General features: G+C 73.2%; 15 protein-coding genes and 1 tRNA gene. 14 read left to right on the forward strand and 2 right to left on the reverse strand.

Annotated elements, in window-relative coordinates:
• Window positions 1–53: 53 nt before the first annotated feature.
• Window positions 54–4,085 carry an ATP-dependent RNA helicase HrpA gene (hrpA, locus tag ACFYE3_RS10965; RefSeq protein ID WP_387608972.1) on the reverse strand — a complete coding sequence of 1,344 codons (4,032 nt, stop codon included), beginning with the start codon at window positions 4,083–4,085 and terminating at the stop codon, window positions 54–56.
• Between the two features lie 174 nt (window positions 4,086–4,259).
• Between hrpA and ACFYE3_RS10970 the strand changes: the two genes are divergently transcribed.
• From ACFYE3_RS10970 to ACFYE3_RS10990, 5 genes are all read left to right on the forward strand, one after another.
• A complete protein-coding gene (locus tag ACFYE3_RS10970; RefSeq protein ID WP_387608974.1) occupies window positions 4,260–5,264 on the forward strand; it encodes an ABC transporter substrate-binding protein in 1,005 nt (334 codons plus the stop codon).
• A 154-nt stretch (window positions 5,265–5,418) separates the two neighbouring features.
• Window positions 5,419–6,357, forward strand: a complete 939-nt coding sequence (locus ACFYE3_RS10975) for an ABC transporter permease (RefSeq protein WP_368831505.1) — start codon at window positions 5,419–5,421, stop codon at window positions 6,355–6,357.
• A gap of 3 nt (window positions 6,358–6,360) precedes the next feature.
• Window positions 6,361–7,188 carry an ABC transporter ATP-binding protein gene (locus ACFYE3_RS10980; RefSeq protein ID WP_387608976.1) on the forward strand — a complete coding sequence of 276 codons (828 nt, stop codon included), beginning with the start codon at window positions 6,361–6,363 and terminating at the stop codon, window positions 7,186–7,188.
• Between the two features lie 136 nt (window positions 7,189–7,324).
• Window positions 7,325–7,696, forward strand: a complete 372-nt coding sequence (locus ACFYE3_RS10985) for a hypothetical protein (RefSeq protein ID WP_387608978.1) — start codon at window positions 7,325–7,327, stop codon at window positions 7,694–7,696.
• Between the two features lie 59 nt (window positions 7,697–7,755).
• The gene (locus ACFYE3_RS10990; RefSeq protein ID WP_387608980.1) at window positions 7,756–9,117 is read left to right on the forward strand and encodes an APC family permease; all 1,362 of its coding nucleotides are present in this window, start codon (window positions 7,756–7,758) and stop codon (window positions 9,115–9,117) included.
• 68 nt (window positions 9,118–9,185) lie between these two features.
• On the opposite strand, the gene ACFYE3_RS10995 is transcribed toward ACFYE3_RS10990, so the two are convergent.
• Window positions 9,186–9,261 (reverse strand) — tRNA-Arg (locus tag ACFYE3_RS10995).
• A gap of 105 nt (window positions 9,262–9,366) precedes the next feature.
• Between ACFYE3_RS10995 and argS the strand changes: the two genes are divergently transcribed.
• From argS to ACFYE3_RS11040, 9 genes are all read left to right on the forward strand, one after another.
• Complete coding sequence (gene argS, locus ACFYE3_RS11000; protein ID WP_387608982.1) at window positions 9,367–11,037, forward strand: arginine--tRNA ligase; 1,671 nt, start codon at window positions 9,367–9,369, stop codon at window positions 11,035–11,037.
• 4 nt (window positions 11,038–11,041) lie between these two features.
• Complete coding sequence (lysA, locus tag ACFYE3_RS11005; protein ID WP_387608984.1) at window positions 11,042–12,490, forward strand: diaminopimelate decarboxylase; 1,449 nt, start codon at window positions 11,042–11,044, stop codon at window positions 12,488–12,490.
• Window positions 12,491–13,813: a homoserine dehydrogenase gene (locus ACFYE3_RS11010; RefSeq protein ID WP_387608986.1), complete on the forward strand. Its 1,323-nt coding sequence runs from the start codon at window positions 12,491–12,493 to the stop codon at window positions 13,811–13,813. It begins immediately after the preceding gene.
• Between the two features lie 106 nt (window positions 13,814–13,919).
• Entirely contained in the window at window positions 13,920–15,029 is a 1,110-nt protein-coding gene (thrC, locus tag ACFYE3_RS11015) for a threonine synthase (RefSeq protein ID WP_387608988.1), read from the forward strand.
• Window positions 15,030–15,035: 6 nt separating this feature from the next.
• On the forward strand, window positions 15,036–15,986 hold the full coding sequence (gene thrB, locus ACFYE3_RS11020) for a homoserine kinase (protein WP_387608990.1): 951 nt from the start codon (window positions 15,036–15,038) through the stop codon (window positions 15,984–15,986).
• Between the two features lie 325 nt (window positions 15,987–16,311).
• Window positions 16,312–18,657 carry a transcription termination factor Rho gene (gene rho / locus ACFYE3_RS11025; RefSeq protein ID WP_387608992.1) on the forward strand — a complete coding sequence of 782 codons (2,346 nt, stop codon included), beginning with the start codon at window positions 16,312–16,314 and terminating at the stop codon, window positions 18,655–18,657.
• A gap of 108 nt (window positions 18,658–18,765) precedes the next feature.
• Window positions 18,766–19,848, forward strand: a complete 1,083-nt coding sequence (gene prfA, locus ACFYE3_RS11030; protein WP_387608994.1) for a peptide chain release factor 1 — start codon at window positions 18,766–18,768, stop codon at window positions 19,846–19,848.
• A gap of 12 nt (window positions 19,849–19,860) precedes the next feature.
• Window positions 19,861–20,760, forward strand: a complete 900-nt coding sequence (prmC, locus tag ACFYE3_RS11035) for a peptide chain release factor N(5)-glutamine methyltransferase (protein WP_387608996.1) — start codon at window positions 19,861–19,863, stop codon at window positions 20,758–20,760.
• Window positions 20,757–21,800: an L-threonylcarbamoyladenylate synthase gene (locus ACFYE3_RS11040; RefSeq protein ID WP_387608998.1), complete on the forward strand. Its 1,044-nt coding sequence runs from the start codon at window positions 20,757–20,759 to the stop codon at window positions 21,798–21,800. Before prmC ends, ACFYE3_RS11040 begins: the two co-directional genes overlap by 4 nt.
• Window positions 21,801–21,813 lie beyond the last annotated feature (13 nt).

Genomic DNA, 21,813 nt, shown 5'->3' on the forward strand with positions numbered 1-21,813 from the left:
GGGCTCTCCGCGGCCCGGTCCTCGGGACCGGGCCGCGGAGAGCCGCCGCCGGCTCAGGCCCGGGCCGCCCCGAGGGCGTCCTTGAGGGACTTCCGGATCCGCTTCTCCGAGACGGTGTGGGCGGTGCCCAGCTCCTGGGCGAACAGCGAGACCCGCAGCTCCTCGATCATCCAGGCCACCCGGCGCAGCTCGTCGGGGACCGGGGCGTGCGGGGGCAGGGAGTCCAGCGCGGCGTCGTAGTCGTCCTCGAGCTTCTGCACGGCGAGCATGCCGACCGTGTCCCGCTGCAGGTGGCCGGCGAGCTTCTCGAGACGCACCTCCATCGCCCGCACGTAGCGGGGCAGGTGCTGGAGCTGGTCGTAGCCGGTGGCGGCGACGAAGCCCGGGTGCACGAGGTGCTCCAGCTGGGCCTTGACGTCGTTGAGCGAGTTCACCGCGGCGAGCGAGGAGGACCGCTTGAGCTGCTTGCGGATCCGCGCCGCCCCGGAGAGCACCTGCTCCACGAGCGCGGTGACCTGGAAGACGGTGTCGATGAGCTCGGCCCGCACGTGCTCGTGCAGCGCGTCGAACGCGGCGCGGGTGTACGGGGGTTCGGCCGGCGTGAGCTTGTCGATCGCGGCGACCGTGCAGTCCGCGATGAGCTCCGTCACCGACCCGTGCGGGTTCTGCGTGAAGACCAGCTTCTCGCGGTTGTTGAGGTGCTCCAGCACGTACCGCTCGGGAGAGGGGATGCGCAGCTGCAGCAGGGTGATCACCCCGCGGCGCTGCGCGGCCCGCTGCTCGGCGGCCGAGGAGAGGATGCGCACGGCCACCGTGGCCTCCCGGCCGGGCCGCTGCGTCGCCGAGGCGCGGGGGCGCTCGGGGACGAGCGCCGGCCACCCGGTGATCCGCTGGCCCGCCACCGTGGTCTCGACGCTGCGCGGCAGGTCCTCCTCGGGCCACGCCGTCAGCCCCGAGCGCTCGAGCGCCGGCGGGGCCGCCTCCGGGGGCCGCGGGGCGGGGGAGCGCGGGCCCGTCCGGGCCGCTCCTCCGGACGGGGCCCCGGAGGGCGCGCCGGGCACCGCGCCGAGGGACTCGGCCAGGGCGGCGCGGATCTCGTCGTGCAGCTCCGACCGGAGCGCCTCGAGGTCCTCGCCCTCGCCCAGCACCCGGTTGCGGCGGTCCCGCACCTCGAAGCGCATCCGCAGGTGGGCCGGGACGGCCTCCCAGTTCCAGGACCCCGGCGGGACCACGTGGCCCTTGAGCCGGCGCAGGACCAGCTCCAGGGACGGTTCGAGGGCGTCGACGGCCGGGTCGAAGTCGGCGTCGAGCATCGCGACCGCCTGGCGGGCGACGTCCGGGGCCGGCACGAAGTTGCGGCGCACTGCCTTCGGCAGGGACTTGATGAGCGCCGTGACGAGCTCGGTGCGGAACCCGGGGATCTGCCACCGGAACTGCTCGGGGTCCAGCTGGTTGAGGAACAGCACGGGCACGCGCACGGTCACGCCGTCCGCCTGGTCGGAGCCCGGCGCGAACTCGTAGGTGAGGTCGAGCACCAGCTCCCCGTCCCGGGTGCGCCGGACCCACTGGCGCGGGTAGAGCGACTCGTCGTAGCCGCCGGCCTCCTCGGCGATCAGGTCCTCGGGGTCCAGGTCCAGGAGGTGCTCGTCCTGCTGCCGGGCCTTCTTCCACCACGCGTCGAAGTGCCGTGCCGAGACCACGGAGTCGGGGATCCGGGCGTCGTAGAACGCGAACAGGGCCTCGTCGTCGACCCGCAGGTCCTTGCGGCGCAGCCGGTTCTCGAGCTCCTCGACCTCGGCCAGGCGCTTGCGGTTGCGCGCCCAGAACCGGTGCCGGGTCTGCCAGTCGCCCTCCACGAGGGCGTGGCGGAGGAACAGCTCCCGCGCCAGGGCGGGGTCCACCCGCCAGAAGTTGATCCGGCGCTGGGCCACGACGGGCACGCCGTAGAGGGTCACCTTCTCGTAGGCCATCACGGAGCCCTGCGCCCGGGACCAGTGCGGCTCCGACACGCTGCGCTTGACCAGGTGCGGGGCCAGCTCCTCGGCCCACAGCGGGTCGATCGCGGCGTTGACGCGCGCCCACAGCCGGGAGGTCTCCACGAGCTCCGCGGACATGACCCAGTCCGGGGACTTCTTGAACAGGTTGGAGCCCGGGAAGACGGCGAACCGCGAGCCGCGGGCGCCCTGGTACTCGCGCTTGCGCTCGTCCTTGAGCCCGATGTGGCTGAGCAGCCCCGCCAGCAGCGAGACGTGGATCTCCCGCTCCTTCCCGGAGGGGTCCACCTCCCGGCCCTTGCCGACCCGGATGCCGACCTGCTGGCCCATCTGGCGCAGCTGGGCGTAGAGGTCCTGCCACTCCCGGATCCGCAGGAAGTTCAGGTGCTCGCGCCGGCACAGCTTCCGGAACTGCGTCGAGGAGAGCTCCTCCTGCTGCTCCTGCACGTAGCGCCACAGCAGCAGCCAGCTCGTGAAGTCCGAGTTCTCGTCGAAGAACCGCTTGTGCAGCTCGTCGGCCTGCTGCCGCTTCTCCAGGGGGCGCTCGCGGGGGTCCTGCACGGTCAGCGCCGCCGCGAGGACCATGACCTCCCGGGCGCAGCCCCGCCGGTCCGCCTCCACGATCATCCGGCCCAGCCGCGGGTCCACCGGCAGCTGCGCCAGCTGCCGGCCCACCGGGGTGAGGGGTCCGCCGCGGGAGTCGTCGTCCCGCGGACCCCCCGCGGACGCGCCCCGCGGTTCCTTGAGGGCGCCCAGCTCCCGGAGCAGGGCCACGCCGTCCTTGACGGCCCGGGACTCCGGCGGCTCCACGAACGGGAACCGCTCGATGTCCCCGGGCTCCTTCACGACCCCCACCGAGGTCATCTGCAGGATCACGGCGGCCAGGGACGTCCGCAGGATCTCGGGGTCGGTGAACTCCGGGCGGGAGAGGTAGTCCTCCTCCGAGTAGAGCCGGATGCAGATGCCGTCGGAGACGCGCCCGCAGCGGCCCGCGCGCTGGTTCGCCGAGGCCTGGGAGATGCGCTCGATCGGGAGGCGCTGCACCTTGGTCCGCACCGAGTAGCGCGAGATGCGCGCCGTGCCCGGGTCGATCACGTACTTGATGCCCGGGACGGTCAGCGACGTCTCGGCCACGTTGGTGGCCAGCACGATCCGGCGACGGCCCGACGGCGCGAACACCCGGTGCTGCTCCGCCATGGACAGCCGGCCGAACAGGGGCAGGATCTCGGCGTCGGCCAGGCCGCGGACCCGTTTGAGGGTGCCCTGCAGCGCCTCCTGGGCGTCGCGGATCTCCCGCTCGCCGGCGAAGAAGATCAGGATGTCCCCGGGCGGCTCGGAGGAGAGCTCCTCGACGGCGTCGCACACGGCGTCGATGGGGTCCCGGTCCTCGTCCTCCAGCCCGTCGCCGGTGTCCTCGGCGTCCGGGCCGCCGTCCCCCGAGCGCGGCTGGGCCAGGGGGCGCCAGCGGACCTCCACCGGGTACGTGCGGCCCGAGACCTCGATGACCGGGGCCTTCTCCGGCTCGGCGCCCTCGGCCGGCTCCGGCGCGAAGTGCCGGGCGAAGCGCTCGGGGTCGATCGTGGCCGACGTGATGATCACCTTGAGGTCCGGGCGCCGGGGCAGGATCCGCCGGAGGTAGCCCAGCAGGAAGTCGATGTTGAGGGAGCGCTCGTGGGCCTCGTCGATGATGATCGCCGAGTACTTCTGCAGCAGCCGGTCGTGCTGGATCTCGGCGAGCAGGATGCCGTCGGTCATCAGCTTGACCTGCGAGTCGGCGCCCACCTCGGAGGTGAAGCGCACCTGGTAGCCGACCGTGCCGCCGATCTTCTCGCCCAGCTCCGAGGAGATCCGCTCCGCCACCGAGCGCGCCGCGATCCGCCGCGGCTGGGTGTGGCCGATCAGGCCGCGCTCGCCCAGGCCGAGCTCGAGGCACATCTTCGGGATCTGCGTCGTCTTGCCGGACCCGGTCTCGCCGGCGATCACGACCACCTGGTGCGCGGCGATCGCGCCCATGATGTCCTCGCGGCGCGCGGAGACCGGGAGGTTCTCGGGATAGACGATGGTTCGGGGGCTGCCCAGGGATGCTGACATGACCTCCCGATCCTACCGGGGACACGGGCCGCGGAGGGCCCGGTCCCGGTGGACGATCGGGCACCGGCGACACGCCGTCGGCGCCGTTATGTCACCACTTGTGAGCTGCCTCTCATTTTGTGACCGAACGGAAGGTAATATCGCTGACACCACTCGTTCCCGAAAGGACCCACCATGAAGCGACTGTTCCCGATGACGGCGGCCCTCGCCTCCACCGCCCTGCTGCTCACGGCCTGCGGCGGCTCCGACACCGAGACCGCCGGGGGCGGGGGCGGCGGCGAGGCCGCCGAGGAGGCCACCGTCGGGATCAGCCAGTTCGTGGAGCACCCCTCGCTGGACGCGGCACGCGAGGGCTTCCTCGCGGCGCTCGAGGAGGGCGGCTACACGGAGGGGGAGAACCTCACCCTCGACTTCCAGAACGCCTCGGGCGACCAGGGCACCTCCACCAGCATCGCGTCCAACATGGCGTCCTCGGACGCCGACCTGGTCCTGGCCATCGCGACGCCGTCCGCCCAGGGCCTGGCCCAGTCCGTCACCGACCGCCCGGTGCTGTTCACGGCCGTCACCGACCCGGTCGAGGCCGGGCTGGTCGACTCCCTCGACAGCCCCGGCGGCAACGTCACCGGGACCACCGACATGAACCCGGTCGCCGAGCAGATCGCGCTGGTCAAGCAGCTCGACCCGGAGGCGAGGTCCGTGGGCATCATCTACAGCTCCGGCGAGACGAACTCGCAGGTCCAGGTCGACCTCGCGAAGGAGGCCGCCGCGGAGGAGGGGCTGGAGGTCGTCGAGAAGTCGGTGACCAACACCTCCGAGGTGGCCCAGGCCGCCGAGTCCTTCGACACGGACGCCATCTACGTGCCCACCGACAACAAGGTGGTCTCCGGCCTCGAGGCCGTGATCGCCGCCGCCGAGTCCAAGCAGATCCCCCTGATCGCGGGCGAGGGCGACTCCGTGGAGCGCGGCGCCCTCATCACCCAGGGCCTGGACTACGAGCAGCTCGGCCGCCAGACCGGCGAGATGGCCGTGCGCATCCTCAAGGAGGGCGAGGACCCCGCGTCCATGCCCGTGGAGTCCCAGGAGGACACCCAGCTGATCATCAACCTGCAGGCCGCCGAGCGGATGGGCGTGGAGGTCCCCCAGGAGCTGCGCGACTCCGCCGACCAGGTCATCGAGTAGTCCCGGGCGGCCGGGACGGCGCCGGCGCCCGGAGATCCCGGACACCGGCCCGCCCGGCCCCCGGCCCACCGCGGCACCCCCTTCCGACGGGGGCGCGCCCGCCCGATCGGCGGACGGCCCCCGTCTCCCACCAACCAGAACGGATCCAGCAGAAGTGATAGCCGGTATCGAACTCGGACTGCTCTACGCGGTCATGGCGCTGGGCGTCTACCTCACGTTCCGGGTGCTCGACTTCCCCGACCTGACGGTCGACCAGTCCTTCACCACGGGCGCCGCCACCACGGCGATGATCATCCTCGGCGGCGGCAGCCCCTGGCTCGCCACTGCCGCCGGTTTCCTGACCGGGGCGCTCGCCGGGCTCATCACGGGCCTGCTCCACACCAAGGCCCACATCAACGGTCTGCTCGCGGGCATCCTCACCATGACCGCGCTCTACTCCATCAACCTGCGGGTCATGGACGGCAAGGCCAACCTGTCCCTGCTGCGCGAGGACACGGTCTTCACCCCGCTCGCCGAGATGGGCGTGCAGGGGACGTGGATCGGCATCGCCCTGTTCCTGCTCGGCGTCGCCGTGGTCAAGGTCCTCCTCGACTGGTTCCTCTACACGGACGCCGGCCTCGCCATGCAGGCCACCGGCGACAACCCGGAGATGATCCGCTCCTTCGGGGTGAACACGGACCACCAGAAGATGCTGGGCCTGTGCCTGTCCAACGGGCTCGTCGGCCTCGCCGGGTCCCTCGTGGCCCAGTACCAGGGCTTCGCCGACATCGGCATGGGCATCGGCCTCATCGTCGTCGGGCTCGCCTCCGTGATCCTCGGCCAGGGGCTCTTCGGCTCGCGCACGGTCGTGATGGCGACCCTGGCCGTCGTCCTCGGCTCGGTCGTCTACCGCCTGGTCATCACCGTGGCGCTGCAGGCGGGCCTCAACCCGTCCGACATGAAGCTGATCTCCGCGGTGCTCGTGGTGGCCGCGCTCGTGGTGCCGCAGCTGCAGTTCTTCAGGCGCCGCAGGGAACGGCACCTCGCGAGCGAGGCGGCGCGTCTCGTCGACGACCTCACCGACACCCCCGCGACCACGAAGGCAGGTGCCTGAGCCGTGCTCACCATCGACAACGTCCACAAGACGTTCTTCGCCGGGACCGTCAACGAGCGGCGCGCCCTCGCCGGCGTCTCGCTGACCCTGCAGGAGGGCGACTTCCTCACCGTCATCGGCTCCAACGGCGCCGGCAAGTCGACGATCCTCAACGCCATCTCCGGGAGCCTGATCCCGGACACGGGCACGGTGCGGGTCGACGACACCGACGTCACCCGGCTGCCGGAGCACAAGCGCGCCCGATACCTGTCCCGCGTCTTCCAGGACCCCATGAAGGGGTCGTCGCCGACCATGACGGTCGAGCAGAACATGGCGATCGCGTACCAGCGGGGGAAGTCCCGGGGGCTCGTCCCGGGCCTCACGAACGCCCGCCGCGAGCTCTTCCGCGACAAGCTGGCCAGCCTCGAGCTGGGCCTGGAGAACCGGCTGGGCGCCAAGGTGGGCCTGCTCTCCGGCGGCCAGCGCCAGGCGCTGTCCCTGCTCATGGCGACGTTCTCCGAGCCGCGCATCCTGCTCCTCGACGAGCACACGGCGGCCCTCGACCCGCAGCGCGCGGACCTCGTGTCCCGGCTCACCGCGGACATCGTGGCCGAGCAGAACCTCACCACGGTGATGGTCACGCACAACATGGACCAGGCCCTGCGCCTGGGCAACCGGCTCATCATGATGCACGAGGGCCGGATCCTCTTCGAGCTCGACGCCGCCCAGAAGCAGTCCATGACCGTGCCCGGCCTGCTGGAGCAGTTCCGCCGGCTGCAGCCGGGGGCGGGGCAGGACGCGTTCGACGACGCTACGCTGTTCGAGAGCGTCAAGACCGAGGACGGTTCCTGACCGGCCGGCACCGGCCGTCGGTCCACGACCGGCACGGACGACGGGGCGGGCCGGGCACGGCCCGCCCCGTCGCGCGTCGGCGGGCGGTCCGCGCGGCAGCGCCCCGCATCCGTCCAGCAGCCAGGAGAGCAGCACCGTGAGCCAGAGCCCCGACCCGCACCACGCCCGCCGACGCACCGGGAGGTGGTTGCTGGCCGTGGGCGTGGTGGCCCTGTTCATCTCCACGTTCACCGTGCCCGAGGCCATCCACCACCTCGCGCGCGCCTCGACGGACGAGGGGACGGGCCTGAGCGGGCGCGCGGTGGTGGTCGTCGTGGTGGGCGCCGTGACCCTGCTCGGCGGGGGGGCCCTGGCGATCGCCGGGTTCAACTGGCGCCGCTCGGCGGGGGAGGGCCCCAGTCCGGAGGACCGGCTGCTCGACGAGCAGTTCGGCGACGGCCCCGTGCGCCCCTACGACCCGGACGAGTTCCGGGGCCCGGGGCACCGGGGCCCCGGCGGCCGCGACTGACGAGCCCGCGGCCGGGGCCCGGTGCTCCCGGGGCGGGGCGGTGGGCCTACACTCGTCCCATGCCCAATCAGCCTGCTGACGGTCCGGGCCTCAAGAAGCACATCACCGGGCCGCTCCTGTTCCTGTTCATCCTCGGCGACGTCCTCGGCGCCGGGGTCTACGCCCTCGTGGGCGTCATCGCGGGGGAGGTGGGCGGCGTCACCTGGGCCCCGATGCTCGTGGCGCTGCTGCTCGCCCTGCTCACGGCCGCCTCCTACGCCGAGCTCGTCACCAAGTACCCGCAGGCCGGCGGGGCGGCGGTCTTCGCCCACCGCGCCTTCCGCGTCCCGATCGTGCCCTACCTCGTCGGCTTCTGCATGCTCACCGCCGGCGTGGTCAGCGCGTCCGCACTGGCCCTGGCCTTCAGCGGGGACTACCTCGCGGTCTTCGTGGACGTGCCCCCCGCCGTCGGGGCCATCGTGTTCCTCGTCGCGGTCGCCCTGCTCAACGCCCGCGGGATCAAGGAGTCGCTGCGGGCCAACGTCGTCATGACCGCGCTCGAGGTCTCGGGGCTGGTGCTGGTCGTCGTCGCCGTCGCCGTCATGCTCGGCGGCGGGAACGGCGACCTCGGGCGTGCGGTGCGCTTCGGCGAGGACGTCGATCCGCTGCTGGGCGTGCTGGGAGCCGCCCTGCTCGCGTACTACTCCTTCGTGGGCTTCGAGACCTCGGCCAACGTCGCCGAGGAGGTCCGCGACGTGTCGCGGGTCTACCCCCGGGCCCTGTTCGGGTCCCTCCTGGCGGCCGGGGCGATGTACGTGCTCGTCGGCACGGCGGCGTCGGTAGCACTGCCGGCCGACCGGCTGGGGGCCTCGAGCGCCCCGCTGCTGGACGTCGTGACGGTCACCGGGGTCCCGGTGCCGGGCTGGCTGTTCAGCCTGCTCGCCCTCGTCGCGGTCGCCAACGGTGCCCTGCTGACCATGATCATGGCCAGCCGCCTCACCTACGGCATGGCCGTGCAGGGACTCTTCCCCGCGGTGCTGGGCCGGGTCCTCCCACGCCGGGGCACCCCGTGGGTCGCCATCGTCGCCACGACCCTCGCCGCGCTGGCCCTGACCCTCACCGGCGGGGTGGCCGTCCTCGCGGAGACGGTGGTGCTGCTGCTGCTCGTCGTCTTCATCAGCACGAACGTCGCCGTCCTCGTGCTGCGCCGGGAGGCGGTGGAGCACCGGCACTTCCGCGCCTGGACGCCCCTGCCGGTCCTCGCCGTCCTGTCGTGCCTGGTGCTGCTGACGCAGCTGGAGGCCGGGGTGTGGGCGCGCGGCGGGATCGTCCTCGCCGTCGGCGTGCTGCTCTACGCCGTCGCCCGGATCCGCGGCGGACAGCCCGTCCGGTACCGGCGGGTGGAGGGCGCACGGACCGAGGAGCCCACGGGGCCCCGCTGAGCGTCCCCGCCCCGGGGCCGGGCACGACGAAGGCCCCGGACCAGCTGGTCCGGGGCCTTCGTCCCGTGTGGTGCCCGCGATAGGATTCGAACCTACGGCCTTCTGCTCCGGAGGCAGACGCTCTATCCCCTGAGCTACGCGGGCCTCTCACCGCCTCAGCGATGAACCTCAACGATACTAGCAGGTTTCCCGGGGCTGTCGTCGACCACCCGGCACGGGCGCTCCACGGCGCCCGGTTACACTGGTCCGGTGACTCCAGAACAACTTTCTCTCGCCGTATCCGCATGCCTGCAGGACGCCGTGGCCCGGGGCGACCTCGCCCTCGCCGACGGCGCCCGCCTGCCGGAGGTGCGGATCGAGCGACCGAAGAACCGGGAGCACGGGGACTGGGCGACCAACGTCGCCATGCAGCTCGCCAAGAAGGTGGGGCGCGCCCCGCGCGACGTCGCCGCCGTGGTCAGGGACCGGCTGCAGGACACCGCGGGCGTGGCCGCCGTCGACGTGGCCGGGCCGGGCTTCCTCAACATCACCCTGGACGCCGCCGCGGCGGGGGAGATCGCCCGCACCGTCGTGGAGCAGGGCAAGGCCTTCGGCAGGGCGCGCTCGCTGGCCGGGACGTCCGTCAACCTGGAGTTCGTCTCCGCGAACCCCACCGGCCCGGTCCACCTGGGCGGCACCCGCTGGGCCGCGGTCGGCGACTCTCTCGCCCGCGTGCTCGAGGCGCAGGGCGCGGACGTGGTGCGCGAGTACTACTTCAACGACGCCGGCGCGCAGATCGACCGCTTCGCCCGCTCCCTGCTGGCCCGCGCCCAGGGCGAGCCCGCCCCCGAGGACGGCTACGGCGGGGAGTACATCACCGACATCGCCGCACGGATCGTCGCCGAGAACCCCGGCGTCCTCGAGGCCGGGGACCCGCAGGAGGCGTTCCGCGCCGCGGGCGTGGAGCTGATGTTCGCCGAGATCAAGTCCTCGCTGCACGACTTCGGCGTGGACTTCGACGTGTACTTCCACGAGCAGTCCCTGTTCGACCAGGGCGCCGTGGAGAAGCTCCTCGAGCAGCTCAAGAGCTCCGGCGCCCTCTACTTCGCGGACGGCGCCTGGTGGCTGCGCTCGAGCGCCTACGGCGACGACAAGGACCGGGTGGTCGTCAAGTCGGACGGCCAGGCCGCCTACATCGCCGGGGACATCGCCTACTTCAAGGACAAGCGGGACCGCGGCGCCGACCTGTGCATCTACATGCTCGGCGCCGACCACCACGGCTACGTGGCCCGGCTCAAGGCCGCCGCCGCGGCCCTGGGCGACGCCCCGGACCGGGTCGAGGTGCTCATCGGCCAGATGGTCAACCTCGTCAAGGACGGCGTGCCCGTGCGGATGTCCAAGCGCGCCGGCAACGTGGTGACCATGGAGGACCTCGTCGAGGCCGTGGGCGTCGACGCCGCCCGGTACTCGCTGACCCGCTTCTCCGTGGACTCCAACATCGACATCGACCTGGGTCTGCTGACCCGCCGCTCCAACGAGAACCCGGTCTTCTACGTCCAGTACGCCCACGCCCGCACGTGCGCGGTGGGGCGCAACGCCGAGGCGGCGGGCGTCGCCCGCACGGACGAGCGGGGCGAGGACGTGTTCGACGCGTCGCTGCTCGACCACCCGATGGAGGGGGAGCTGCTGGCCGCCCTCGGCCAGTACCCCTCGGTGCTCGCCCAGGCCGCCGAGTTCCGCGAGCCGCACCGCGTGGCGCGCCACCTCGAGGTGCTCGCCGGGACCTACCACCGCTGGTACGACGCCTGCCGCGTGGCGCCGCAGGGGGAGGACGAGGTCACCGACCTGCACCGCACCCGCCTGTGGCTCAACGACGCCGCGCGCCAGGTCCTGGCCAACGGGCTGGGCGTGCTGGGCGTGTCCGCACCGGAGAGGATGTGATCGCATGACCGCCGACCCGACCACCCGCACCGAGGGCTCCCCCCTGGCGCCGTCCTGGCTGAGCGTGCCCGAGGACCTCGACGCCCTCGACCCCGTCATCTGGCCCGAGGCGTTCCGCCGCGACGACGACGGCGTGCTGGCCGTCTCGGGGATCCCGGTCCCGGAGCTCGCCGAGCGCTACGGCACGCCCTCCTACGTCTACTCCGAGGACACGTTCCGGGCGCGCGCCCGCGAGTTCCGCTCCGCCTTCACCGAGGCGTTCGCGCGGATCGGCGCCGAGGTCTCCGTCTACTACGCCGGCAAGTCCTTCCTGACCACCGAGGTGGTGCGCTGGCTGCGCGAGGAGGGCCTCAACGTGGACACCGCCTCGGGCGGGGAGCTGGCCGTCGCTCTGCGCGGCGGCATGGAGCCCGCCCGGATCGCCCTGCACGGCAACAACAAGTCCGCCGCCGAGATCACCCGCGCCCTCGACCACGGGCTCGGTCGGATCGTCGTGGACTCCCTCGCCGAGATCGAGCTCGTCGCCCACCTGGCGCGCACCCTCGGCGTCGTCGCCCCCGTGCTGATCCGCGTCACCCCCGGTGTGCACGCGTCCACGCACGAGTTCATCGCCACCGCCCACGAGGACCAGAAGTTCGGCCTGTCCCTCGCCCCGCCCGAGGGCGGCGGGGACAGCCCCGCGATGCAGGCCGTCGCCGCGTGCGTCCTGGAGCCCGAGCTCGACCTGCGCGGGATCCACTGCCACATCGGCTCCCAGATCTTCGACGCCGACGGCTTCGGGATGGCCGCGGAGCGGGTGCTCGCCTTCATGGCCGACGCCGACGAGCGCTTCGGCCTGACCCTCCCGGAGCTCGACCTCGGCGGCGGCTACGGCATCGCCTACACCGAGGCCGACACCCCCCGCCCGGCCCGCGAGATCGCCGAGGCGCTCGCGGACCAGGTGGCCACCACGGCCCGGTCCCTGCGGATGGCGGTCCCGCACCTGTCCATCGAGCCCGGCCGCGCGATCTCCGGGCCGGCCGCGTGCACCCTCTACACCGTGGGCACCCTGAAGACCGTCACGGTGGAGTCCGGGGCGCAGCGCCAGTACGTCTCCGTGGACGGCGGGATGAGCGACAACGCCCGGCCGGTGCTCTACGGGGCCGACTACACGGCCGTGCTCGCGAACCGCCGCGCCGAGGGGGCTCCCGTGCTCTCCCGGGTGGTGGGCAAGCACTGCGAGTCCGGGGACGTCGTGGTCCGGGACGTCTACCTGCCCCGGGACCTCGCCCCCGGGGACGTCCTGGCGGTGCCCGCCACCGGCGCCTACTGCTGGGCGCTGTCCAGCAACTACAACTGGATCGCCCGCCCCCCGGTCGTCGCCGTGCGCGCCGCCGGGGACGGGCCGGAGGCCCGGCTCATCGTGCGGGGCGAGACCGAAGAAGACCTGTTCGCCCGCGACCTGGGAGCCTGATTGACCGCCTCGACCCCTGAGACCACCCGCCCGCCCTCGACCGTGAAGGTGGCCCTGCTCGGTGCCGGCAACGTCGGCGCCGAGGTGGCCCGGACCCTGCTCGACCACGGCCCCGAGTTCGCCGCCCGCGTGGGTGCGCCCGTGGAGCTCGTCGGCATCGCCGTGCGGGACCTCGCCGCCCGGCGGACCGTCGAGCTGCCCGAGGCCCTGCTCACGACCGACGCCGAGGCCCTCGTCGACGCCGCGGACGTGGTCATCGAGCTGACCGGTGGCATCGAGCCGGCCCGCAGCCGCATCCTCCGGGCCCTGCACGCGGGCAAACCGGTGATCTCGGGCAACAAGGCCCTCATCGCCCGGCACGGCCGCCAGCTCCAGGACGCGGCCGACGCCGCCGGCGTGCCCCTGTCCTACGAGGCCGCCGTGGCCGGGGCGATCCCCATCGTGCGCCCCATGCAGGACTCCCTTGCGGGGGACCGAGTGGACCGTGTGCTGGGCATCATGAACGGCACCACGAACTACATCCTCGACCAGATGGACACCACGGGCGCGCAGTTCGACGACGCGCTCGCCGAGGCGCAGAAGCTCGGCTACGCGGAGGCGGACCCCACCGCCGACGTCGAGGGCCACGACGCCGCGGCGAAGGCCGCCATCCTCGCGTCCCTGGCCTTCCACTCGACCTTCACCATCGACGACGTCTACTGCCGCGGCATCACCGGGGTCACCGCCGCGGACGTCGCCGCCGCCCGCGAGGCCGGCTACGTGATCAAGCTCCTGGCGGTGTGCGAGCGCTGCTCGGGCGGCGTGAACCTGCGGGTCACCCCGACCATGATCCCGCGGGAGCACCCGCTGGCCGGCGTGCACGGGGCCTACAACGCCGTGTTCGTCGAGGCCGCCAACGCCGGCTCCCTGATGTTCTACGGTGCGGGCGCCGGCGGTGCCGCCACGGCCTCGGCCGTGCTGGGCGACTTCGTCTCGGCCGCGCGCCGGCTCGTGCTCGGCGGTCCGGCCCAGGGCGCGGACCCCCACGCCCAGCTGGCCGCCGCGCCGATGGACGACGTCCGCACGAGCTTCTCGATCACCCTGACCGTCCAGGACCGTCTCGGCGTCCTGGCGCGGATCGCCCAGGTCTTCGCCGACCACAGCGTGTCGATCTTCACGATGCAGCAGACGGACCACCCGCACGGCGACCCGCAGCTGGCGGAGATCCGGCTCGTGACCCACCGGGGCGCGAACAAGGATCTCGTGGCCACGGTGGACGCCCTGCGCGAGCTGCCCTTCGTCGAGGACGTCACCGGCGTGGTCCGCGTGGAGCACGCCGACTGACCCACGCCCGGCGGTGCCGCCCGCGGACCGGGCGGCACCGCCGCACGCACCCCCCACTGCATGAGCACCCCCCGCACCACCGAGTCCACAGGAAGAGATCCAGCACATGGCACACGTCTGGCAGGGCGTCATCAACGAGTACCGGGACCGGCTCCCGGTCTCCGGCTCCACCGAGGTCATCACGATGGGGGAGGGCGGCACGCCGCTGATCCGGGCGCGCGCCCTGTCGGAGCTCACCGGCAACACCGTCTGGCTGAAGTTCGAGGGCATGAACCCGACCGGCTCGTTCAAGGACCGGGGCATGACCATGGCCATCACGAAGGCGAAGGAAGAGGGCGCGGAGGCCGTCGTGTGCGCCTCGACCGGCAACACCTCCGCCTCCGCCGCGGCCTACGCCAAGCAGGCGGGGCTCACGTGCGCGGTGCTCGTGCCCGAGGGGCGGATCGCCATGGGCAAGCTCTCGCAGGCGGTCGCGCACGGCGCGGACATCATCCAGGTGGACGGCAACTTCGACAACTGCCTCGAGGTGGCCCGCAAGCTCTCCGAGTCCTACCCCGTGTTCCTCGTGAACTCCGTGAACCCCTACCGGATCGAGGGCCAGAAGACGGGGGCGTTCGAGGTGGTCGACACCCTCGGCGACGCCCCGGACCTGCACATCCTGCCGGTCGGCAACGCCGGCAACATCACCGCGTACTGGAAGGGCTACCAGGAGTACGCCCGGCCCTACGACTCCGCGACGGCGGGGGAGCTGCCGGCCGTGTCGACGAAGCTGCCCGTCATGTGGGGCTTCCAGGCGGAGGGGGCGGCCCCGCTGGTCCTCGGCCACCCTGTCACGGAGCCCGAGACGATCGCGACCGCCATCCGGATCGGCAACCCCGCGTCCTGGGACTCGGCGATCGCCGCCCGCGACGAGTCCGGCGGGCTCATCGGCTCCGTCTCGGACGACGAGATCCTGTCCGCCCACCGGTGGCTCTCGGCCAAGGAGGGTGTGTTCGTCGAGCCGGGCTCCGCCGCGGGCGTGGCCGGTCTGCTCCAGAAGCACGCCGCGGGGGAGGCCCCCACGGGGCAGACGGTCGTCATCACGGTGACCGGGCACGGACTGAAGGACCCGCAGTGGGCGATCAAGGCCGCCGAGCGGGAGGACCCCGCACTGGTCGAGCCCCAGCGCGTGCCCTTCGACGTGGTGGCCGTCGCCGCCGCGCTGGGCCTGGAGTAGTCCCGGATGTTCGAGATCGGCCAGCGGGTGGCGGTGAGCGTGCCCGGCTCCACCGGCAACGTGGGCCCGGGCTACGACAGCCTGGGCCTGGCGCTCGGCCACTACGACGACCTCGCCGTGACCGTGACCGGCGGCGGCCTGGAGTTCGAGCTCCGCGGGGAGGGCTCCGCGTCCGTGCCCCGCTCCGCGGAGCACCTCGTGGTCCGCGCCATGCGGGCCGCCTTCCGGGCCGCGGGGGTCGAGGAGCTGCCGGGACTGCGGCTCGAGGCGACCAACCGCATCCCGCACGGGCGCGGCATGGGCTCGAGCGCCTCGGCCGTGGTGGCCGGCGTGCTCGCGGCCAACGCGCTGCTGCCGGCGGAGCGCGTCCTCGACGACCGGCGCCTGCTCCAGGTCGCCGCGGCGATGGAGGGCCACCCGGACAACGTGGCCCCGTCCCTCTACGGGGGGCTCGTGATCTCCTGGACCGGCGCGGACGGCTACCGCAGCGCCCCCGTGACCGTCCACGAGGACGTCGTGCCGGTGGTGGCGATCCCCGACTTCGAGGTGCCCACCCGCCTCGCCCGGTCCCTGCTGCCCGCGACCGTTCCCCACCACGACGCCGCGGTCAACGCCGGGCGGACGGCCCTGCTCGTCGAGGCGCTGACGCGGCGCCCCGAACTGCTGCTGCCCGCCACCGAGGACCGGCTGCACCAGCCGTACCGGGCCTCCGCCATGCCCCCGAGCGCCCGGCTGATGACCGCGCTGCGGGAGCGCGGGCTGCCGGCCATGATCTCCGGGGCCGGGCCGACCGTCCTGGTCCTCGCCGCGGACCGGCACCAGGCGCAGGAGACGGAGGAGGCCCTCGCGGAGCTCGTCGTGCGCGGAACCGATTCCGTCTCCTGGCGTGTCCTCCGTCTGCGGGTCGACGGTCAGGGTGCTAAGCTGGAGAAGCACCCGCAGCAGATCCAGGGGTAGGAGACCGCGCCCGGCGCGGTGAGGACAGCGGGCATCATGAGGGGACACGCCCCGGTGAGATGCCCCGGGTCCTCGACTCCACCGCCTCAGATCCTCCGGTGATCCCCCGCCGGCACCGGCTTCTTCGATGCCGTCGGCGCCCCGGCCCGCGCAGACACGGACCGGAGCACACCATGATCTCCGGGTGACAACCCTGTTCGCCCAGGCTGCCGCGCCCTGAAGTGCGCCCCGCCGCAGGCGGCCCGCGATCGCGGCCCGCCGGGAACCATCCACGGTCCTGGACTCTGAGATCCATGGGCCCCCCACCGAGGGAGAAGGACACTTCGTGACCGAGACCACCGACCTTTCCACGGGTACGGAAGAGACCACCACCAGCGACCCCCGGAACGCGGGCCTGTCCGCGCTCAAGCTGGCCCAGCTCCAGGCGCTCGCCTCCCAGCTCGGGATCACCGGCGCCCGCCGGATGCGCAAGAGCCTGCTGGTCGACGCGATCGCTGCCCACCAGCGCGGCGGGGCCGTCGCCGACCGGGACAAGGCCGTCGAGGAGAAGATCGCGCAGACGGTCGAGAAGACCGCCGACGGCAGCGTCGACCAGGGCACCGCCGCGACGACCGGCGAGGACTCCTCCGCCGCGCAGGGCGCCGACGGCGGCCAGCCGCAGCGGCGCTCGCGCTCCCGCCGCGCCACGAGCACCGGCGTGGTGTCCGCCCCCGACCAGCAGGGTTCCGCGCAGCAGGACATCGCCCAGCAGGACACCGGGCAGCAGGTCGCCGCCCAGCAGGACACCGGGCAGCAGGTCACCGCTCAGGGAACCACCGAGCAGCAGCCGGCGGAGCAGACCGCTCCGGCCGAGGACTCCTCCGGCGCCGAGGGCGAGGGCGGCCGCAACCGCAACCGCAGCCGCCGCAACCGCAACCGCGACGACAACGGCCAGGACAGCACCGGCCAGGACAACGGCGGCCAGGACAACGGGCAGAGGACCGACGAGTCGCGCTCCTCTGCCGAGGGCCGGGACGACGACCAGTCGAAGCAGGACCGGGGCCGTGGCCAGAACCGCGGCCAGGACAACCGCCAGGTCCAGGGCGGCCAGGACAAGGGAGACGGCCGCAACCGGCGTGACAACCGCTCCGAGGGCGGGAAGTCCCAGGACAACCGTCAGGACAAGGGCGGCCAGGACAACCGGGGCCAGGACAACCGTCAGGACAAGGGCGGCCAGGACAACCGGGGCCAGGACAACCGTCAGGACAAGGGCGGCCAGGACAACCGGGGCCAGGACAACCGTCAGGACAAGGGCGGCCAGGACAACCGGGGCCAGGACAACCGTCAGGACAAGGGCGGCCAGGACGACGGCGGCAGCCGCCGCAGCCGCCGCAACCGCAACCGCAACGACCGCGACCGGGACCGCAGCGACCGTGACCGGGACCGCAACGACCGCGCCGAGCGCAACGAGCGCCGCAACCGACGCGGGCGCAGCACCGGCCCCGAGGTGGACGACACGGAGTTCACCGAGGACGACGTCCTGCTGCCCGTCGCGGGCATCCTGGACGTCCTCGACAACTACGCGTTCGTGCGCACCTCCGGCTACCTCCCCGGCCCGAACGACGTCTACGTCAGCCTCGCCCAGGTCAAGAAGCACAACCTGCGCAAGGGCGACGCCGTGGTCGGCGCCATCCGCGCCCCCCGCGACGGCGAGCAGCAGAACGCCACGCGGCAGAAGTTCAACGCGCTGGTCCAGCTCACCACGGTCAACGGCAAGAAGACCGAGGAGAACAAGGACCGCGTGGACTTCGGGAAGCTGATCCCGCTGTACCCGCAGGAGCGCCTGCGCCTCGAGACGGAGCCCAAGAAGATCGGGCCCCGCGTCGTCGACCTCGTCGCCCCGATCGGCAAGGGCCAGCGCGGCCTGATCGTCTCCCCGCCGAAGGCCGGGAAGACGCTGATGCTGCAGGCGATCGCCAACGCGATCACCACGAACAACCCCGAGGTCCACCTCATGATGGTGCTCGTCGACGAGCGCCCCGAGGAGGTCACGGACATGCAGCGCACGGTGAAGGGCGAGGTCATCGCCTCGACCTTCGACCGCCCGGCGGACGACCACACCACGGTCGCCGAGCTGGCCATCGAGCGGGCCAAGCGCCTCGTGGAGATGGGCATGGACGTGGTGGTCCTCCTGGACTCCATGACCCGCCTGGGTCGTGCCTACAACCTCTCGGCCCCCGCCTCCGGCCGCATCCTCTCCGGCGGCGTGGACTCCGCGGCGCTGTACCCGCCGAAGAAGTTCTTCGGCGCGGCCCGCAACATCGAGAACGGCGGCTCGCTCACGATCCTCGCGACCGCCCTCGTGGAGACCGGGTCCAAGATGGACGAGGTCATCTTCGAGGAGTTCAAGGGCACCGGCAACATGGAGCTCCGCCTGTCCCGCTCGCTCGCGGACAAGCGGATCTACCCGGCCGTGGACGTCAACTCCTCGGGCACCCGCCGTGAGGAGAACCTCCTCTCCCCGGACGAGATCAAGATCATGTGGAAGCTGCGCCGTGTCCTGTCCGGGCTCGACCAGCAGCAGGCCCTCGAGCTGCTCACGAACAAGCTGCGGGACACCCAGTCCAACACCGAGTTCCTGCTCCAGGTGCAGAAGACCACGCTGTCGGCCCGCGCCGAGAGCGACCGCTAGCAGGTCCGCGCCGCCGCGGCCCCGACCGGTTCGACCGGACGGGGCCGCGGCGGCGTCGTCGTGCCCACCACCGCCAGACCTTCTCCGCCCCCTCCGAAGGAGCGCCCCATGCCGGATCCCGTCCAGTCCCTGATCGACGAGCACGCCGAGCTGCAGCGGCAGCTCGCCGACCCCGCCGTGCACGCGGAGCAGGGCAAGGCCCGCAAGCTGGGGCGCCGCTACGCCGAGCTCAACGGCATCGTCGAGGCGCACCGCCTGGTGCACCGCCTCGAGGAGGACCTGGGCGCGGCGCGGGAGCTCGCCGCCGAGGAGCCCGAGTTCGCCGAGGAGATCCCGGCGCTCGAGGAGCAGCTCACGGCCGCCCGGGAGAAGCTGCGCCGGCTGCTCGTCCCGCGCGACCCCGACGACGGGCGCAACGTGATCCTCGAGGTCAAGGCGGGGGAGGGCGGCGACGAGTCCGCGCTCTTCGCCGGGGACCTGCTGCGCATGTACCTGAAGTACGCGGAGGCCCGGGGCTGGAAGACCGAGTTCATCTCGACCAACGACTCCGACCTGGGCGGCTACAAGGACGTGCAGGTGGCGATCAAGTCGAACGCCACGGACCCCGCCGAGGGCGTGTGGGCGCGGCTGAAGTACGAGGGCGGGGTGCACCGCGTGCAGCGCGTGCCCGTCACCGAGTCGCAGGGCCGGATCCACACCTCGGCCGCGGCGGTGCTCGTCTTCCCGGAGGTCGACGAGCCCGAGGAGGTCGAGATCAGCCAGAACGACCTGAAGATCGACGTCTACCGCTCCTCGGGCCCCGGCGGGCAGTCCGTGAACACCACCGACTCCGCGGTCCGCATCACGCACCTGCCCACGGGCATCGTGGTGGCCATGCAGAACGAGAAGTCGCAGCTGCAGAACCGGGAGGCCGCGATGCGCGTGCTGCGCGCTCGGATCCTGGCCCACCAGCAGGAGCAGATCGACGCGGACAACGCCGCGCAGCGCCGCTCCCAGGTCCGGACCATGGACCGGTCCGAGCGGATCCGCACCTACAACTTCCCCGAGAACCGGATCAACGACCACCGCACCGGGTACAAGGCCTACAACCTCGACCACGTCATGGCGGGGGACCTGGAGCCGGTCGTGCGCTCGGCCATCGAGATGGACGAGCAGGCCCAGCTCGAGGCCATCGGCCAGCAGGACGACTGAGCGGGTCCCGGGATGACGAGGTCGCTGGGCCAGGCGGTGCGCTGGGCGGAGCAGGTGCTCGCCGAGGCGGGGATCGACTCCGCGCGCACCGACGCGCTGCTGCTCGCCGGGCACCTCACGGGGCTGTCCCGGGGGGAGATCGAGGCGCGGGCCATCATCGGCGGGGACGAGCCCGAGGGCTACGCGGACCTGGTGGCCGAGCGTGCCCGCCGGATCCCGCTGCAGCACCTCACGGGCGTCGCCCACTTCCGCTACCTGACGCTGGCCGTCGGGCCCGGCGTGTTCGTGCCCCGGCCCGAGACGGAGACCGTGGTGCAGGCCGTGGTCGACGAGCTGCGCGACCAGCTGGCCGCGGGCGTGCACCGGCCGCACGTGGTGGACCTGGGCACCGGCTCCGGTGCGATCGCCGCCTCGGTGGCCCACGAGGTGCCGCAGGCGCGGGTGCACGCCGTGGAGCTGTCCGGCACCGCCCACGCGTGGGCGGCCGAGAACCTGCGCGGGACGCGCGCGGAGCTCGTCCGGGGCGATCTGCGCACGGCCTTCCCGGAGCTCGAGGGCCGCTGCGACGTGGTGGTCTCCAACCCGCCGTACATCCCGGCGGACGCGGTCCCGCGCGAGCCGGAGGCCCGGGAGCACGACCCGGACCTCGCCCTGTACGGGGGCGGGGAGGACGGGCTCGAGCTCCCGCGGGCGGCCCTGGCCTCGGCCGTGCGGCTGCTGCGCCCCGGGGGGTTCTTCGTCATGGAGCACGCCGAGGTGCAGGCCGGTGCTGTGGCGCACGCGTTCCGGGCCGCGGGGCTCGAGGACGTCGTGAGCCACCAGGACCTGGCGGGCCGGGACCGGGCCACGGCCGGCCGGACGCCCCCCGGCGGCCGCGCGCGCACGACCGGAGTGGGAGAATGGACGCCGTGAACTCCACCGTCTACGACTGCAGCAGCATCGCCCAGCGCACCGCCGGGCTCAAGCACGCCGCGCGCGCGCTCGCGGCCGACGCGTGCGTGGTCCTGCCCACCGACACCGTCTACGGGATCGGGGCCGACGCGTTCTCCGCCCGGGGCGTCGCGACCCTCCTCGCGGCCAAGGGTCGGTCGCGGGCCATGCCCCCGCCCGTGCTCATCGCCCACGCCGGGGTGCTCGACGGCCTGGCGGACGAGGTCCCCGACGACGCCCGCGCGCTCGCCCACGCCTTCTGGCCCGGAGGGCTGACCCTGATCCTCCACTCCCACCCGTCGCTGGGCTGGGACCTGGGGGAGACCCACGGAACCGTGGCCCTGCGTGTGCCCGACGACGAGCTCGCCCAGGCCCTGCTCATCGAGAGCGGCCCGCTGGCCGTGTCCTCGGCCAACCGCACCGGCCACCCGGCCGCGTCGACGGCGCAGGACGCGGTCGACATGCTCGGGGACTCCGTGGAGCTCTACCTGGACGGCGGCCCCCGGCCCGTCGGCGGCCCCGCCGACCGGGATCCGGTCTCCTCCACGATCGTGGACTGCACGGGGGAGACCCCGCTGCTGGTGCGCCACGGCACCGTGAGCCTCGCCCGGCTGCGCTCCGTCGTGCCCTCGGTGGTGCCGGCGGACGGCGACGAGGAGCTCGACAGCACCCCCGCGGCCGATTCCGCGGACCCGGCCGTCGAGCGCCCGGCGGCCGCGGGATCGCACGCGGTGAGCGAGCCCGACCCGGAGGCGGTGCCGGCCGCCGCGGAGCCGGCCGCCCCGCAGGACCCCCGCGCCGCCGCGCCCGCGGAGCAGCAGCCCCCGGCGCCCGGCCCGGCGCGGGCCGCGGCGGCGCAGGGCCTGGCCGCGGCGCTCGTGGCGCGCTCCGCAGCGGGCACCCGGCCGGCGGTGGACCAGGACCGCACGCGCGTCGAGCGCCCCGGGGCACCGGGGGAGCCGCGGCCCCTGCCGGTCGACGAGGCCGCCCGCCTCGTGGCGCGGGGCAACGGCGGCGCCTGAGCGCCGTCCCCGG

The organism is Kocuria arenosa, assembly GCF_042879215.1.
Lineage (GTDB): Bacteria > Actinomycetota > Actinomycetes > Actinomycetales > Micrococcaceae > Kocuria > Kocuria arenosa.

Coding starts and splice junctions, on each gene's coding strand:
- prmC (WP_387608996.1), top strand. CDS start 19,861: ATGACGAGGTCGCTGGGCCAGGCGGTGCGCTGGGCGGAGCAGGTGCTC.
- ACFYE3_RS10970 (WP_387608974.1), top strand. CDS start 4,260: ATGAAGCGACTGTTCCCGATGACGGCGGCCCTCGCCTCCACCGCCCTG.
- hrpA (WP_387608972.1), bottom strand. CDS start 4,085: ATGTCAGCATCCCTGGGCAGCCCCCGAACCATCGTCTATCCCGAGAAC.
- lysA (WP_387608984.1), top strand. CDS start 11,042: ATGACCGCCGACCCGACCACCCGCACCGAGGGCTCCCCCCTGGCGCCG.
- ACFYE3_RS10990 (WP_387608980.1), top strand. CDS start 7,756: ATGCCCAATCAGCCTGCTGACGGTCCGGGCCTCAAGAAGCACATCACC.
- prfA (WP_387608994.1), top strand. CDS start 18,766: ATGCCGGATCCCGTCCAGTCCCTGATCGACGAGCACGCCGAGCTGCAG.
- thrC (WP_387608988.1), top strand. CDS start 13,920: ATGGCACACGTCTGGCAGGGCGTCATCAACGAGTACCGGGACCGGCTC.
- thrB (WP_387608990.1), top strand. CDS start 15,036: ATGTTCGAGATCGGCCAGCGGGTGGCGGTGAGCGTGCCCGGCTCCACC.